This is a genomic window from Enterobacter vonholyi, assembly GCF_008364555.1.
Lineage (GTDB): Bacteria > Pseudomonadota > Gammaproteobacteria > Enterobacterales > Enterobacteriaceae > Enterobacter > Enterobacter vonholyi.
Window position 1 is genome coordinate 50,938 of record NZ_VTUC01000007.1, and the last position, 15,444, is coordinate 66,381.

The following is a 15,444-nucleotide window of genomic DNA, read 5'->3' on the forward strand; positions in this document are numbered from 1 at the left end:
AAATTGTTACAAAGCATATTTAACAGCAGCTTATCTGCTCATTTCATCACATAAATCATTATTAATCCTGTCTGTTACACTGTGTGGTACGTATTGTGCGCAAGACAGTTAACCGGCAGGCAGCAAAGGCTTTACCATGAAAACGCCCCTGATCACCCGCGAAGGGTACGAAAAGCTCAAAAAAGAGATGGATTACCTCTGGCGCGAAGAGCGTCCTGAAGTAACCAAAAAGGTGACCTGGGCGGCAAGCCTGGGCGATCGCAGCGAAAACGCTGACTACCAGTACAACAAAAAGCGGCTGCGCGAAATTGACCGCCGGGTTCGCTATCTGACGAAGTGCCTCGAGAATCTTAAAATTGTCGATTACTCTCCGCAGCAGGAGGGCAAAGTGTTCTTCGGCGCGTGGGTGGAGATTGAAAACGACGATGGTGACACCCTGCGTTTTCGGATTGTCGGCTACGATGAAATTTTTGGTCGTAAGGATTACATCTCCATCGACTCCCCGATGGCCCGCGCGCTGCTGAAAAAGGAAGTGGGCGATCTGGCCATCGTTCAGACTCCAGCTGGTGAAGCCAGCTGGTACGTCAATGAGATCGTCTACGTAAAATAGTCCGAGAGCGCCCTCCCCGGCTGGCATTTTGCCGTGTCAGCCCGTATAACTATCCCCTGATTTTTTCGACTCAACAGATGATAAAGCCATGATGAATGATTCGCTCTGCCGCATTATTGCGGGTGATATTCAGGCCAGAGCCGAACAGGTAGAAGCTGCCGTTCGCCTGCTTGATGAAGGGAACACCGTGCCGTTTATTGCACGCTATCGTAAGGAAGTCACCGGCGGTCTGGATGACACGCAGCTGCGTAACCTGGAGACCCGTCTCGGTTATCTGCGCGAACTGGAAGAACGTCGTCAGGCGATCCTCAAATCCATCGGCGAACAGGGCAAACTGACCAGCGATCTGGAAAGCGCCATTAACGGCACCCTGAGCAAAACCGAATTAGAAGATCTCTATCTGCCGTACAAACCGAAGCGCCGCACGCGCGGGCAGATTGCGATTGAAGCGGGCCTTGAGCCGCTGGCCGACCTGCTGTGGAACGAGCCGTCGCACGATCCGGAAACCGAAGCGGCGAAATTTATCGACGCTGACAAAGGCGTGGCGGACACCAAGGCCGCCCTCGACGGCGCACGCTACATTCTGATGGAGCGCTTCGCCGAAGACGCCGCGCTGCTCGCTAAAGTGCGTGATTACCTGTGGAAGAATGCCCACATCGTCTCTACCGTCGTCGCGGGTAAAGAGGAAGAAGGCGCGAAATTCCGCGACTATTTCGATCACCACGAACCGATTTCTACTACCCCTTCCCACCGCGCGCTGGCAATGTTCCGCGGCCGCAACGAAGGCGTGCTCCAGCTCTCCCTGAACGCCGACCCGCAGTTTGACGAGCCGCCGAAAGAGAGCCACTGCGAGCAGATCATTATCGACCATCTCGGCCTGCGTCTGAACAACGCCCCGGCGGACAGCTGGCGTAAAGGCGTAGTAAGCTGGACCTGGCGCATCAAGGTGCTGATGCACCTCGAAACCGAGCTGATGGGCACCGTGCGCGAACGCGCCGAAGATGAAGCGATTAACGTCTTCGCCCGTAACCTGCACGACCTGCTGATGGCCGCCCCTGCCGGCCTGCGCGCGACCATGGGTCTCGACCCGGGTCTGCGTACCGGCGTGAAGGTCGCTGTGGTTGACGGCACCGGCAAGCTGGTGGCGACCGATACCATTTATCCGCACACCGGCCAGGCAGCGAAAGCGGCCGTCGTGGTGGCGGCGCTGTGCGAAAAATACAACGTCGAGCTGGTTGCCATCGGCAACGGTACGGCCTCTCGTGAAACCGAGCGTTTCTACCTCGACGTGCAGAAGCAGTTCCCGAAAGTGACGGCACAGAAAGTGATCGTCAGCGAGGCCGGGGCATCCGTCTATTCCGCGTCCGAGCTGGCGGCCCAGGAATTCCCGGACCTGGACGTTTCCCTGCGCGGGGCAGTTTCTATCGCTCGCCGCCTGCAGGATCCGCTGGCGGAGCTGGTGAAGATCGATCCGAAATCCATCGGCGTGGGCCAGTATCAGCATGACGTGAGCCAGACTCAGCTGGCGCGCAAGCTGGATGCGGTGGTGGAAGACTGCGTAAACGCCGTCGGCGTTGATCTGAATACCGCCTCCGTTCCCCTGCTGACCCGCGTGGCGGGCTTAACCCGCATGATGGCGCAGAACATCGTCGCCTGGCGTGATGAGAACGGTCAGTTCCAGAACCGTCAGCAGCTGCTGAAGGTGAGCCGTCTGGGTCCAAAAGCATTTGAGCAGTGTGCGGGCTTCCTGCGCATCAACCACGGCGATAACCCGCTGGATGCCTCCACCGTTCACCCGGAAGCGTACCCTGTGGTGGAACGCATCCTGGCCGCCACCCAGCAGGCGCTGAAAGATCTCATGGGCGACAGCAGCGCCCTGCGCAACCTGAAAGCCGTTGATTTCACTGACGACAAATTTGGTGTGCCAACCGTCACCGATATTATCAAAGAGCTGGAAAAGCCGGGCCGCGATCCGCGTCCTGAGTTCAAAACGGCGACCTTTGCTGACGGTATCGAGACCATGAACGACCTGCTGCCGGGCATGGTGCTGGAAGGCGCGGTGACCAACGTGACCAACTTTGGCGCATTTGTGGATATCGGCGTGCATCAGGATGGTCTGGTGCATATCTCATCCCTTGCCGACAAGTTTGTTGAAGACCCGCACACCGTGGTTAAAGCGGGCGACATCGTGAAGGTCAAAGTGCTGGAAGTGGATCTGCAGCGCAAGCGTATCGCGCTGACCATGCGTCTGGACGAGCAGCCGGGCGACACCAACGCGCGCCGCGGCGGCAACGGCGGGGGCCGCGAACCGCAGCGTCCCGCCGCGAAAGCGGCAAAACCGCGCGGACGTGATGCTCAGCCTGCAGGCAACAGCGCGATGATGGATGCGCTGGCGGCAGCGATGGGTAAAAAACGCTAAGGTTGTAAATGCCCCTCACCCTAACCCTCTCCCCAAAGGGGAGAGGGGATCGCACGGTGCGGTCTTTTCCCCTCGTCCTCATGGGTGGGGGAATAAATTCATATCGAAATATATGAAACCGATTGCATAGCCATATTTAAACCACTAATTATCACCCCGTTAACAAATACTCCCCTTTTCGTTTTCCAGGCAATTCAGCAAATATTGAGCAAGGTCAAACAGGCCGTAAATTAATACCGCAAACAACATTCCGTCACAGTTTTAATATTGCTGATAAAAACTATTCTCATTATCATCCCATAGTAGATAATTTAACCTTTCGTGGAATCAGGCGTTATGCAATTCACTCCAGACAGTGCATGGAAGATTACCGGTTTTACCCGCGAAATTAGCCCAGCCTATCGGCAAAAGCTGCTGTCGCTGGGCATGCTGCCCGGCTCGTCATTTCAGGTCGTGCGCGTGGCGCCGCTAGGGGACCCGGTTCATATCGAAACCCGCCGCGTGAATCTGGTCCTGCGTAAGAAAGACCTCGCATTAATAGAAGTCGAAGCCTTATCCCGATAACAAGCCAGCGGTTTCAGTGAGTCTAAAAAAATGAAAAAGTTAACTATTGGCTTAATTGGCAATCCTAATTCCGGCAAGACCACGCTTTTTAACCAGCTGACCGGGGCACGCCAGCGCGTAGGCAACTGGGCGGGCGTGACGGTTGAGCGTAAAGAGGGCCAGTTCACGACGACAGACAACCAGGTGACGCTGGTTGACCTTCCCGGCACCTACTCCTTAACCACCATTTCGTCACAAACCTCGCTCGATGAGCAAATCGCCTGTCACTATATTCTTGGCGGCGACGCGGATCTGCTGATCAACGTGGTCGATGCCTCAAACCTCGAGCGTAACCTCTATCTGACGCTGCAGCTGCTGGAGCTGGGTATCCCCTGCATCGTGGCGCTCAACATGCTCGACATCGCAGAGAAACAAAAGCTGCGCATCGACGTCGATGCCCTCTCCGCGCGCCTGGGATGCCCGGTAGTTCCGCTGGTTTCGACGCGGGCTCGCGGTATTGATGCGCTGAAGCTGGCCATTGACCGTCACGCGGGAAATCGCGACGTTGAGCTGGTGCATTACGCGAAGCCCCTCCTGCGTGAAGCCAACGTGCTGGCGCAGGAGATGGATACCGGTATGCCAGCAAAACAGCGCCTGTGGCTTGGCCTGCAGATGCTGGAAGGGGATATCTACAGCCGCGCTTACGCCGGGCATGCAGCAGAGAAGCTGGACGCGACGATGGCTCGTCTTAGCGACGAGCTGGACGACCCGGCGCTGCACATAGCCGATGCCCGTTACCAGGCCATCGCCTCGATTTGCGACGTGGTGAGTAACGCGCTGACGGCGGAACCCAGCCGCTTTACGGCGGCGGTGGATAAGGTCGTGCTTAACCGCTTCCTGGGTTTGCCGATCTTTCTGCTGGTGATGTACGTGATGTTCCTGCTTGCCATTAACATCGGTGGCGCACTGCAGCCGATTTTTGACGCCGGTTCCGTCGCGGTCTTCGTCCACGGGATCCAGTGGGTAGGTTACACTCTGCACTTCCCGGAATGGCTAACCATCTTCCTCGCGCAGGGGATCGGCGGCGGTATTAATACCGTTCTGCCGCTGGTGCCGCAGATCGGTATGATGTACCTGTTCCTCTCGTTTCTGGAAGATTCCGGCTACATGGCGCGCGCGGCGTTCGTGATGGACCGTCTGATGCAGGCGCTGGGCCTGCCGGGTAAATCCTTCGTCCCGCTGATTGTCGGCTTCGGCTGTAACGTGCCGTCGGTGATGGGCGCACGCACCCTGGATGCGCCGCGTGAACGTCTGATGACCATTATGATGGCGCCGTTTATGTCCTGCGGTGCCCGACTGGCGATCTTCGCGGTCTTTGCGGCAGCCTTCTTTGGCCAGCAGGGCGCGCTGGCGGTCTTCTCGCTCTACGTGCTGGGCATCGTGATGGCGATCCTCACCGGCTTAATGCTGAAACACACCATAATGCGCGGTGAAGCGTCACCGTTCGTGATGGAGCTGCCGGTGTACCACGTCCCCCATCTGAAAAGCCTGGCGATCCAGACCTGGCAGCGCCTGAAAGGCTTCGTCCTGCGCGCTGGTAAGGTGATTGTCATCGTCAGTATTTTCCTGAGCGCGCTGAACAGCTTCACCCTCAGCGGACAGGCGGCAGATAACATTAACGACTCTGCCCTCGCCTCCGTCAGCCGCGTCATCACGCCGGTCTTCAAACCGATTGGCGTGCATGAGGATAACTGGCAGGCAACCGTCGGGCTGTTTACCGGCGCGATGGCAAAAGAGGTGGTTGTCGGTACCCTGAACACGCTCTACACCGCCGAGAACATTCAGGAGCAGGAATTTAATCCGGCTGAGTTTCATCTCGGTGATGAACTGCTGGGTGCCGTAGAGGAAACCTGGCAGAGCCTGAAGGACACCTTCAGCCTGAGCGTGCTGGCGAACCCGATTGAAGCGAGTAAAGGCGACGGCGAAATGGCGACGGGTGCCATGGGGGTGATGAGCGAGAAATTTGGCAGCGCGTCTGCGGCCTACAGCTACCTCATTTTTGTTCTGCTCTACATTCCGTGCATCTCCGTGATGGGGGCGATTGCTCGCGAGTCCAGCCGCGGCTGGATGGGCTTCTCCATCCTGTGGGGGCTGAATATCGCTTACTCGCTGGCCACGCTGTTTTATCAAACCGTTAACTTCAACCAGCATCCGCGCTACAGCCTGGTCTGCATTCTTGCGGTTGTGCTGTTTAACGTGGTCGTGCTCGGTCTGCTGCGACGGGCGCGCAGCCGCGTCGACATCGACCTGCTGGCAAACCGTAAAACCGCCGCGACCTGCTGCAGCAGCCCGGCGGGCGACTGTCACTAAGGAGCACACCCCATGGCATCGTTGATTCAGGTTCGTGACATGCTGGCACTGCAGGGGCGAATGGAGGCGAAACAGCTGAGCCTCAGCCTGCATACGCCGCAGCCGATGATCGATGCCATGCTGGAAAGACTGGAAGCCATGGGGAAAGCCGTGCGGATTCAGGAAGACGCGGAAGGCTGTCTCTCCGGCAGTTGTAAAAGCTGTCCGGAAGGAAAGGCCTGCCTCAGGGAGTGGTGGGCACTGCGTTAATAAAGCCAGGCATTGCTGCCTGGCTTTGTCGTATTACTTGTAGACGTCCGCCGTTGCGCGTACGTTTTTGGTCTGTTTTTCTGCGCTGGTGACGACGTAGTACGTTCCGCCCAGCTCATCCGCTTTCTTCGAGAGCTCTCTGCGAGCATCCATCGGCGCGGTGGTGTCAGACGTAGAAATTTCACCAATTTTCGTCAGATTCATGCTGGCAACTTTATCTTTTTCCAGCTCTTTTGCCGCAAAGACGCCAAATGACAGTGACCCAATAACCAGAGAAGTGACAATACCTGTAACAAGTTTCATAGCCTGACTCTCCATAGGATTGTTGTTTTGATTATCGTAGGCAGAACAACCGCAACGACATCTGGAGTATGGTTGCGGTGTGTTACTTTTTCCAGGCAGGATAGAAAATAATCAGTCGAAACGTTGACTTAACGCAATCAGCGCTGAACAAAATTCCGTCGGATGAGAGATAAACGGGGCATGTGCAGCTTTGGCAACGATCTGCGATTCACTGTCCGGCCAGAGCGAATCCAGCAGCGGAGCCACTTTGCGCGGGACAATTCCGTCGAGGTAGCCATAGATACGCAGGTGCGGCATCGTCAGGGCGGCCAGCGGCTCGCGCAGATCAACCGTTTTCAGGATCTCCAGGCCACCGTTAAGCACCTCAACCTCCGGCATCGGCAGCGAAAGCACAGTTTGCTTCAGCGTACGGGCATCCTGACGCGCGGTTTCAGTACCCATCGTCTGCAGCGCGAGGAACCGCTCTACTGTCCGCTGGAAATCGTCGCTCAGCTGCTGCTGGAACCCCGCCAGCACCTCTGGCTTGATACCGGGCCACGCGTCCCGCGCGCTAAAACAGGGCGACGACGCCACGGTCACCAGCGCTTTTACGCGGTCAGGTCTCGACAGCGCAATCTGGCTCGCCACCAGCCCGCCCAGGCTCCAGCCCAGCCAGATGGCATTTTGCGGAGCAGCGTTCAGAACCTGCTCCGCCATCTCATCAAGCGACATGGCCCCAAAACCGCGGCTGCGGCCATACCCCGGCAAATCCACCAGATGCAGCGTGAAATGCGAGGCGAGTTCCTCGCTTACGCAACGCCATACTTCAGCATTCAGTCCCCATCCGTGCAGCAGCACAAGATGGCAATTTCCTGTCCCGACGGTCTGCCACCACAGCGTCTTCATCAGTTACTGTTCTCTTTTTTCACATGGAGGTTGCACATGCTAACAGTACCTGGGTTGTGCTGGCTATGCCGAATGCCGCTGGCACTAGGCGGGTGGGGCATCTGCTCCGTCTGTACGCGATCGCTGCAATGGCGTATCGGGATCTGCCCACAATGTGGTTTACCGGCCACGAATCCCGCTTTGCCCTGTGGCCGTTGCCTGAAAAAGTCCCCGCCGTGGAGCGCGATGGTGGCGGTGGATGATTATGTTCCGCCGCTGAACAGGCTGATCCACGCGCTGAAGTTTTCCGGGCAGAGCTCGCTGGCACAGCCCCTTGCTCGCCTGCTGTTGCTGGCGGTTTTGCAGGCGCGACGTCAGCGGGCTCTGCCAAAAATCGACATGGTGGTGAGTGTCCCCCTATACCGGCGTCGTCACTGGCGGCGCGGCTATAACCAGAGTGACCTGCTCTGCCGTCCCCTCGCACGGTGGCTCGGCTGTCGGTATGATGCCCGCGCGCTGACACGTGTTCATGCCACCGCCATCCAGCATCAGCTCAGCGCCCGGCTTCGCAAAAGAAACCTCAAAAATGCCTTTCGCCTTGAATTGCCGGTCGACGGGCTCCATATCGCGATTGTGGATGATGTTGTCACCACAGGCAGTACCGTTGCTGAACTTTCCCGACTGCTTTTGCAAAGCGGCGCCGCGTCGGTTCAGGTATGGTGTCTGTGCCGTACCTTGTAGCCCTTCTTCAATGGGCGTATGATTATACCCAGGTAATTTAGTCAACTATTAGGCCAAAGCTATGATCCGTATTTCCGATTCTGCACAAGCGCACTTTGCCAAACTGCTGGCAAATCAGGAAGAAGGGACGCAGATCCGTGTGTTTGTGATCAATCCAGGCACGCCGAATGCAGAATGTGGTGTTTCTTATTGTCCTCCGGACGCTGTGGAAGCTACTGACACTGCCCTTAAGTTTGAACAGCTCACCGCCTATGTTGATGAGCTGAGCGCACCGTATCTTGAAGATGCGGAGATCGACTTCGTCACCGATCAGCTGGGTTCTCAGCTGACCCTGAAAGCGCCGAACGCGAAAATGCGTAAAGTGTCTGACGATGCCCCTCTGATGGAGCGCGTTGAGTATCTGCTGCAATCCCAGATCAACCCACAGCTGGCGGGCCACGGCGGCCGTGTTTCCCTGATGGAAATCACCGACGAAGGTTTTGCCATCCTGCAGTTTGGCGGCGGTTGTAACGGTTGTTCAATGGTCGATGTCACCCTGAAAGAAGGGATCGAGAAGCAGCTGCTGAACGAGTTCCCGGAACTGAAAGGCGTGCGTGACCTGACCGAACACCAGCGCGGCGAGCACTCCTACTACTAATTCAGTGCCGATTTGTATTGCCCGGTGGCGCTGCGCTTACTGGGCCTACAGAAACAGTGCGGTCTGACGCCCTCTTCCTCGTGCGAGGGTGAAACATTAAAAACGGTAACCTCGTGGTTACCGTTTTGCGTTTACCTCTCCCTCTATATGTTGACCTGCGTCTCATAATTCACATTTTGCCTGCCAGGGTGATTCTCAATCACGTCATGTTACCCGTATCATTCTCATGGGCACTAAGCACACCCATAACAGCCGACTAAACTTAATCGTTTAAAAGGCATCAGTATTAGTGCCGTTACTTCTCTGTTCCCAGTTGGGACAATCGGAATTTGTCGTTGAAACAATGACGTTACCCATAACAATTCAAAGGCCAGGTAAATCATGCCATTAGTCATCGTTGCTATCGGTGTTGTGTTATTACTGCTCTTGATGATCCGTTTCAAAATGAACGGATTTATCGCTCTGGTTCTGGTGGCACTTGCAGTCGGTCTGATGCAAGGGATGCCGCTGGTGAAAGTTATCAGCTCGATTAAAGCCGGTGTCGGCGGCACGCTCGGCAGCCTGGCATTGATCATGGGCTTCGGCGCCATGCTCGGTAAAATGCTGGCGGACTGCGGGGGCGCGCAGCGTATTGCCACCACGCTTATCGACAAATTCGGTAAGAAGAACATTCAGTGGGCAGTAGTGTTAACCGGCTTTACCGTTGGTTTCGCGCTGTTCTATGAAGTGGGCTTCGTATTGATGCTGCCGCTGGTGTTCACCATTGCGGCTGCCGCGAGCATCCCGCTGCTGTATGTCGGCGTGCCAATGGCTGCGGCGCTGTCCGTGACCCACGGCTTCCTGCCGCCGCACCCGGGTCCAACCGCTATCGCGACCATCTTCCACGCGGATATGGGTAAAACTCTGCTGTTCGGTACGATTCTGGCGATCCCGACGGTGATTCTGGCCGGCCCGGTTTATGCCCGCTTCCTGAAAGGCATTGATAAGCCGATTCCGGAAGGTCTGTACAGCGCCAAAACCTTCACCGAAGAAGAGATGCCGGGCTTTGGCGTCAGCGTCTGGACCTCCCTGGTACCGGTGATCCTGATGGCGATGCGCGCCGTGGCAGAGATGATCCTGCCTAAAGGTCATGCGTTCCTGTCCGTGGCGGAATTCCTGGGTGACCCGGTGATGGCAACGCTGATTGCCGTGCTGATCGCGATGTTCACCTTCGGTTTGAACCGTGGCCGCTCCATGGATCAGATCAACGACACGCTGACCTCTTCAATCAAAATCATTGCCATGATGCTCCTGATCATCGGCGGTGGCGGTGCATTCAAGCAGGTTCTGGTCGACAGCGGCGTGGACAAATACATCGCCGCCATGATGCATGAAACCAACGTATCGCCGCTCCTGATGGCCTGGTCTATTGCCGCGGTTCTGCGTATTGCGCTGGGTTCAGCGACCGTTGCGGCGATCACCGCAGGCGGTATCGTTGCCCCGCTGATTGCGACCACGGGCGTAAGCCCTGAGCTGATGGTTATCGCCGTCGGTTCCGGTAGCGTGATTTTCTCTCACGTTAACGACCCTGGCTTCTGGCTGTTCAAGGAGTACTTCAACCTGACGATCGGTGAAACCATCAAGTCCTGGTCCGCGCTGGAAACCATTATTTCGGTGTGCGGTCTGGTCGGGGTGCTGCTGCTCAATATGGTGGTCTGATGCCCTAAGTCGGGTGGCGGCTACGCCTTACCCGACCTGCATGAGCACCGCCTGATAATAAAAACCCCGCCACTGGCGGGTTTTTTATTACTTCTTACCAGCAGCTTTTCGCCGCTTATCCAAATCCTTGATCAGCCTGTTCACCCCATCATCGGCAAACATCGCCTCAAGCGTGGTGGACAGCTTTCGACGCCAGTTCTTGTACTGATAGCTGGTGCCTGGGATGTTCACCGGCTCCGCCATATCAATCCAGTCTTCCGGCTGCAGGCCCAGCAGGGCGCTGTTGCTGTCGGCAATATAGCGCTGCAAACCGCGGTTGAGGGTCGCGGTCATCGACATCAATGACGCCTTATGTCCGGCACGTTTCGGCAGACAGCCCTGCTTGTGCAGCGCATCCAGTAGCCCCTGTTTGGAAAGCTCGCGATCCTGATACAGGCCGCGCAGAACCTCTTCATCAGGATACAGCCCCAGCGTTTTCCCGAGCGTCAGATCGCCGCTTTCCCAATAGCCACGAAGCGTAGGAAGGTCATGCGTCGTCGCGACTGCCATTGACTGTTCAGGGTACGCTTGCGGCGCGCGGAAGGTTTTCTCATGGTCGTTTTCAAAATAGAGCACTTTATAGGAATAGACGCCGCTGTCGCGGAGCTTGCTGACAATTTCCACCGGCACGGTACCGAGATCTTCACCGATCACCATGCACTGATGGCGCTTGCTTTCCAGGGCCAGGATCGACAGCAGATCGTCAACCGGATACTGCACATACGCCCCGTGATCGGCCGTTTCACCGTACGGGATCCACCACAGACGCAGCACGGACATTACGTGGTCAATACGCAGCGCGCCGCAGTTCTGCATGTTAGCGCGCAGCAGGTCGATAAACGGCTCGTAGGCGCGCTCCGCCATGACGTGCGGATCCATCGGCGGCAATCCCCAGTTCTGGCCCAGCGGGCCAAGGATATCCGGCGGCGCGCCGACAGAGGCTTTCAGACAGTAAAGCTCACGGTCACACCAGGTCTCCGCGCCGCCTTCCGCCACGCCCACGGCCAGATCGCGGTACAGGCCAATCGGCATTTTATAGCCCTGGCTCACCTGCCAGCAGGCGGCAAACTGGCTATAAGCCAGCCACTGCAGCCACAGGTAGAAGTCCACTTCATCGGCATTTTTTTTACAGAACGCTTTCACTTCAGGCCTGTCGACGCTCTGATACGCTTCGGGCCAGACCGGCCAGCCCCAGCGCATTTCGTCCTCTTTTACCTGATATGCGTGCAGCGCATCGAACGCCGCCTGCCAGTACAGGCTCTCGCCCTCCTGCGTCACGAACTGGCGGAACGCCGCCATCTGCTCGTCATCGCGCTGCGAAAAGCCTTTCCACGCCAGACGCAGCGCGGCCATTTTCAGCGCCGTGACGGTGGAATAGTCCACCCAGTCGGCTTCGCGCGCCTGCTTCAGCGCCTGCTGTGTGGTGCTGAGTTTCCACCACGCCTGCGCCTCTTTGCTGTTTTTGAAATCATCTAAGGCGTTAACGTCGATATAAATAACGTTCAGCCAGCGACGGGACGACGGACTATACGGGCTGGCGCTCTCCGGGTTGGCCGGATAGAGCGCGTGGATTGGGTTGAGACCGATAAACGCGCCGCCGCGCTCGCCCACGGATGCCAGCATCTTTTTCAGATCGCCAAAATCACCGATGCCCCAGTTGCTGTCGGAACGCAGAGTGTAGAGCTGCGCGCAGGCGCCCCACAGCTTTTTGCCTTCAAGCAGCGCCTGCGGCTCGTAGCAGCGTTTTGGCGCGACGATCACCCGGCAGTGGAAACGCAGATCGTCCTGGGTGAGCGTTAAGGTGTGATACCCCTCCGGCAGCTTTGCCGGAAGGTTTAACGTTTTGCCGCCGGTGGCGTGACCTTTATGCTGATGCCCCTCTTCGGTGGTAAGAAGCCAGCTAAACTCGCCGTGCCCCTCCACCGCCAGCGGCATCTTTTTGCCTGCGGTGAATACCTTCACGTTCGGCACCGGAGCAGCCGACGCTTTCGCGTCGGTTTTGTGCATGGCATCCAGCAAACGTCTTTTGGTGTCCGCACCAATAGACTGCGGTTTGCCGTGCGCATTGATGTAACTGAGGCTAATTCCCGCCGCCTGCGCGGCACTGTCCAGACGTTTACTCTCCATCGCGCTTCCTTAGCGTTTTGCCTGCCAGATACGGGCCTGATAATCACGGATTGAGCGGTCAGAGCTGAACATACCGCAGCGGGCGGTATTCAGGATGCACGCGCGGGTCCACGCTTCCTGGTCGCGATACAGCACGTCGACCTGCTTTTGCGCTTCAACGTAGGCCGTGAAGTCCGCCATTACCAGATAAGGGTCACCGCCGTGTTTGTCCATGCTGTGCAGCATCTGGTCAAACGCGTGCTTATCGCCGTCGCTGTATTTACCGCTCTCAAGCTCCTTCAGCACCGCATCGAGGACTTTGTCTTTCTTACGCCATTTCACCGGGTCATAGCCTTTGGCCTTGATGGCTTTCACCTCTTCCACCGTATGGCCGAAGATAAAGATGTTCTCTTCGCCCACCTTCTCGGCGATTTCGACGTTCGCCCCGTCGAGCGTGCCGACGGTCAGCGCGCCGTTCAGCGCTAGCTTCATGTTGCCGGTACCGGAGGCTTCTTTTCCTGCGGTTGAAATCTGCTCGGAGATATCCGCCGCCGGGATCAGCATTTCCGCCGCCGAGACGCAGTAGTCCGGCAGGAACACTACCTTCAACTTGTCGCCCACTTTCGGATCGCTGTTGATCGCCGCCGCCACTTTATTGATGGCGAGGATAATGTTTTTCGCCAGGTAGTAGCCCGGCGCCGCTTTCGCACCGAACAGGAACACGCGCGGCACGCGGTCGGCCTGCGGGTTCTCGCGGATCTCTTTGTACAGCGCCAGAATGTGCAGCAGGTTCAGGTGCTGGCGTTTGTACTCGTGCAGACGTTTGATCTGGATATCGAATATGGCGTTCGGGTTGATCTCAATCCCGGTACGCACTTTCACAAACTCCGCCAGGCGAACCTTGTTCTCCAGCTTGATCGCCCGGTACTGCTCGCGGAATTTCGCGTCGTCAGCGTATTTTTCCAGGTTGATGAGCTGGTCCAGATCGTTGGCCCACTCTTTCTTCAGGGTCTTATCCAGCAGGCCGGCCAGCAGCGGGTTGCACTGCTTGATCCAGCGACGCGGCGTGATGCCGTTGGTCACGTTGTGGAATTTGGTTGGCCACAGCTGGTGGTATTCCGGGAAGAGATCTTTGACCACCAGATCCGAGTGCAGCGCCGCCACGCCGTTCACCGCAAAGCCGCTGACCACGCACATATTCGCCATGCGCACCTGCTTATCGTGAACCACCGCCAGCTTCGCCCAGACCGCCTTGTTGCCCGGCCAGGTTTTATCCACGAGCTTTTTAAACTGGTCGTTAATTTTGTTGATGATCTGCATGTGGCGCGGCAGCAGCGTTTTCACCAGCTTCTCATCCCAGCACTCAAGCGCTTCTGGCATCAGGGTGTGGTTGGTGTAGGCAAAGGTACGGCTGGTGATGGCCCAGGCGTCATCCCAGCTCAGCTGGTGCTCGTCGATCAGCACGCGCAGCAGCTCCGGGATGGCAATGGTCGGGTGCGTGTCGTTGAGCTGAATCACTTCAAAGTCCGGCAGTTGCGCCAGCTTGCGGCCCGCCAGGTGATGGCGACGCAGAATGTCCGCCACGGAGCAGGCGCACTGGAAGTACTGCTGCATCAGGCGAAGCTTTTTACCGGCCAGGTGGTTGTCGTTCGGATAGAGGACTTTGGTCAGCTTCTCGGCGTCGATGCCCTGCTGCTCGGCGCGCAGGAAATCGCCGTCGTTGAATTTGGTCAGGTTAAACGGATGCGCGTGCTTCGCCTGCCACAGACGCAGCGGCTGCGCCACGCCGTTACGGTAGCCAAGCACCGGCAGATCCCAGGCTTCGCCGGTGATGGTGAACGCCGGTTCCCAGAGACCCTGCTTTGTCACTTTCCCGCCAATGCCAACCTGTACGTCCAGCTGCGCGTTGTGGCGGAACCACGGATAGGTATTGCGATGCCAGTCGTCCGGCGCTTCCATCTGATGCCCGTCGGCAAACGACTGACGGAACAGGCCGTACTGATAGTTCAGACCATAGCCAATCGCGGACTGGCCGACGGTCGCCATGGAGTCCAGGAAGCAGGCCGCCAGGCGTCCCAGGCCGCCGTTGCCCAGCGCCGGGTCAATCTCTTCTTCCAGCAGGTCGGTCAGGTTAATGTCGTGTTCTTTGAGGACGTCACCGACCTCCTGATACCAGCCAAGGTTCAACAGGTTGTTGCCCGTCAGACGGCCAATCAGGAATTCCATTGAAATGTAGTTTACATGGCGCTGGCCTTTTACCGGTTTTGCCAGGGGCTGAGCATCCAGCTGCTCTGCGAGCGCACCGCTCACTGCCTGCCACCACTGGTGAGGCGTCATGTCGTTTGCAGCATGAAGGCCAAAACGCTGCCACTGACGCGTCAGGGCAGCCTGGAATTGAGCTTTGTTGAAGGTAGGCTGTGACATAGGGGATCGGCATCCTTTAGAAAGAAAACACAAGTTGGCGCTAGTGTGCCTGGCTCATTTCCCCTCTTCCTCCTCCTGTGGGGGATTAGACAGGGAGGAGTAGCGGGGATGAGCATAAAAGTGTGATCGAGGCCACTCTCAGAGCATAGTTCGAGTGTGCCCGTAAGATAAAAAAGTAACCCGGGAGAATGTCAAAGAAATGAAATGCAGTTTTGGGTGAAATTAAAACGTTCTGAAATGATTACTTACGTAGAATAATAATTTAGCCATCGGGTTGCACCTCAGGAGACTATTACTCTCACTCAACTTTACCCGCACTTTATTAAATTTGACGTCACTATACCTTTCTGAAACCAGTTTCAGCGCAGCGGCAATGTATCCAGACAAACCAGCTGTGACGCGGCGTTAAACCCCTTCTGAGAAAGTTCCAACATTTGCCTG

The 15,444-nt window shown here is 57.0% G+C and carries 12 protein-coding genes; 8 read left to right on the top strand and 4 right to left on the bottom strand.

The window, feature by feature from the left end; genetic code table 11:
* The first annotated feature begins 136 nt into the window (after positions 1-136).
* The 5 genes from greB (at position 137) to feoC (ending at position 6,191) form a co-directional block, all read left to right on the top strand.
* A complete protein-coding gene (greB, locus tag F0319_RS13185; protein ID WP_111963763.1) occupies positions 137-610 on the top strand; it encodes a transcription elongation factor GreB in 474 nt (157 codons plus the stop codon).
* A gap of 88 nt (positions 611-698) precedes the next feature.
* The gene (locus F0319_RS13190) at positions 699-3,029 is read left to right on the top strand and encodes a Tex family protein (RefSeq protein WP_149367152.1); all 2,331 of its coding nucleotides are present in this window, start codon (positions 699-701) and stop codon (positions 3,027-3,029) included.
* Between the two features lie 336 nt (positions 3,030-3,365).
* Positions 3,366-3,593, top strand: a complete 228-nt coding sequence (gene feoA, locus F0319_RS13195; RefSeq protein ID WP_008503050.1) for a ferrous iron transporter A — start codon at positions 3,366-3,368, stop codon at positions 3,591-3,593.
* Between the two features lie 30 nt (positions 3,594-3,623).
* The gene (gene feoB / locus F0319_RS13200) at positions 3,624-5,942 is read left to right on the top strand and encodes a Fe(2+) transporter permease subunit FeoB (protein WP_149367153.1); all 2,319 of its coding nucleotides are present in this window, start codon (positions 3,624-3,626) and stop codon (positions 5,940-5,942) included.
* A 12-nt stretch (positions 5,943-5,954) separates the two neighbouring features.
* The gene (gene feoC / locus F0319_RS13205) at positions 5,955-6,191 is read left to right on the top strand and encodes a [Fe-S]-dependent transcriptional repressor FeoC (RefSeq protein ID WP_149367154.1); all 237 of its coding nucleotides are present in this window, start codon (positions 5,955-5,957) and stop codon (positions 6,189-6,191) included.
* Between the two features lie 33 nt (positions 6,192-6,224).
* Here the strand turns inward: feoC and F0319_RS13210 are convergent, their stop codons facing one another.
* Together F0319_RS13210 and bioH are read right to left on the bottom strand one after the other, a co-directional pair.
* A complete protein-coding gene (locus tag F0319_RS13210; RefSeq protein WP_048976276.1) occupies positions 6,225-6,494 on the bottom strand; it encodes a YdgH/BhsA/McbA-like domain containing protein in 270 nt (89 codons plus the stop codon).
* A gap of 111 nt (positions 6,495-6,605) precedes the next feature.
* Positions 6,606-7,379 carry a pimeloyl-ACP methyl ester esterase BioH gene (bioH, locus tag F0319_RS13215; RefSeq protein ID WP_149367155.1) on the bottom strand — a complete coding sequence of 258 codons (774 nt, stop codon included), beginning with the start codon at positions 7,377-7,379 and terminating at the stop codon, positions 6,606-6,608.
* A gap of 36 nt (positions 7,380-7,415) precedes the next feature.
* Here bioH and gntX point away from each other — a divergent pair, with 36 nt between their 5' ends.
* The 3 genes from gntX (at position 7,416) to gntT (ending at position 10,434) form a co-directional block, all read left to right on the top strand.
* Positions 7,416-8,099: a DNA utilization protein GntX gene (gene gntX, locus F0319_RS13220; protein ID WP_127732505.1), complete on the top strand. Its 684-nt coding sequence runs from the start codon at positions 7,416-7,418 to the stop codon at positions 8,097-8,099.
* 61 nt (positions 8,100-8,160) lie between these two features.
* On the top strand, positions 8,161-8,736 hold the full coding sequence (gene nfuA / locus F0319_RS13225) for a Fe-S biogenesis protein NfuA (protein ID WP_008503055.1): 576 nt from the start codon (positions 8,161-8,163) through the stop codon (positions 8,734-8,736).
* A gap of 381 nt (positions 8,737-9,117) precedes the next feature.
* The gene (gene gntT, locus F0319_RS13230; RefSeq protein ID WP_024907902.1) at positions 9,118-10,434 is read left to right on the top strand and encodes a gluconate transporter; all 1,317 of its coding nucleotides are present in this window, start codon (positions 9,118-9,120) and stop codon (positions 10,432-10,434) included.
* A gap of 87 nt (positions 10,435-10,521) precedes the next feature.
* Here the strand turns inward: gntT and malQ are convergent, their stop codons facing one another.
* Entirely contained in the window at positions 10,522-12,600 is a 2,079-nt protein-coding gene (gene malQ, locus F0319_RS13235; protein WP_149367156.1) for a 4-alpha-glucanotransferase, read from the bottom strand.
* A 9-nt stretch (positions 12,601-12,609) separates the two neighbouring features.
* Positions 12,610-15,003, bottom strand: a complete 2,394-nt coding sequence (malP, locus tag F0319_RS13240) for a maltodextrin phosphorylase (protein WP_149367157.1) — start codon at positions 15,001-15,003, stop codon at positions 12,610-12,612.
* Positions 15,004-15,444: the final 441 nt, after the last annotated feature.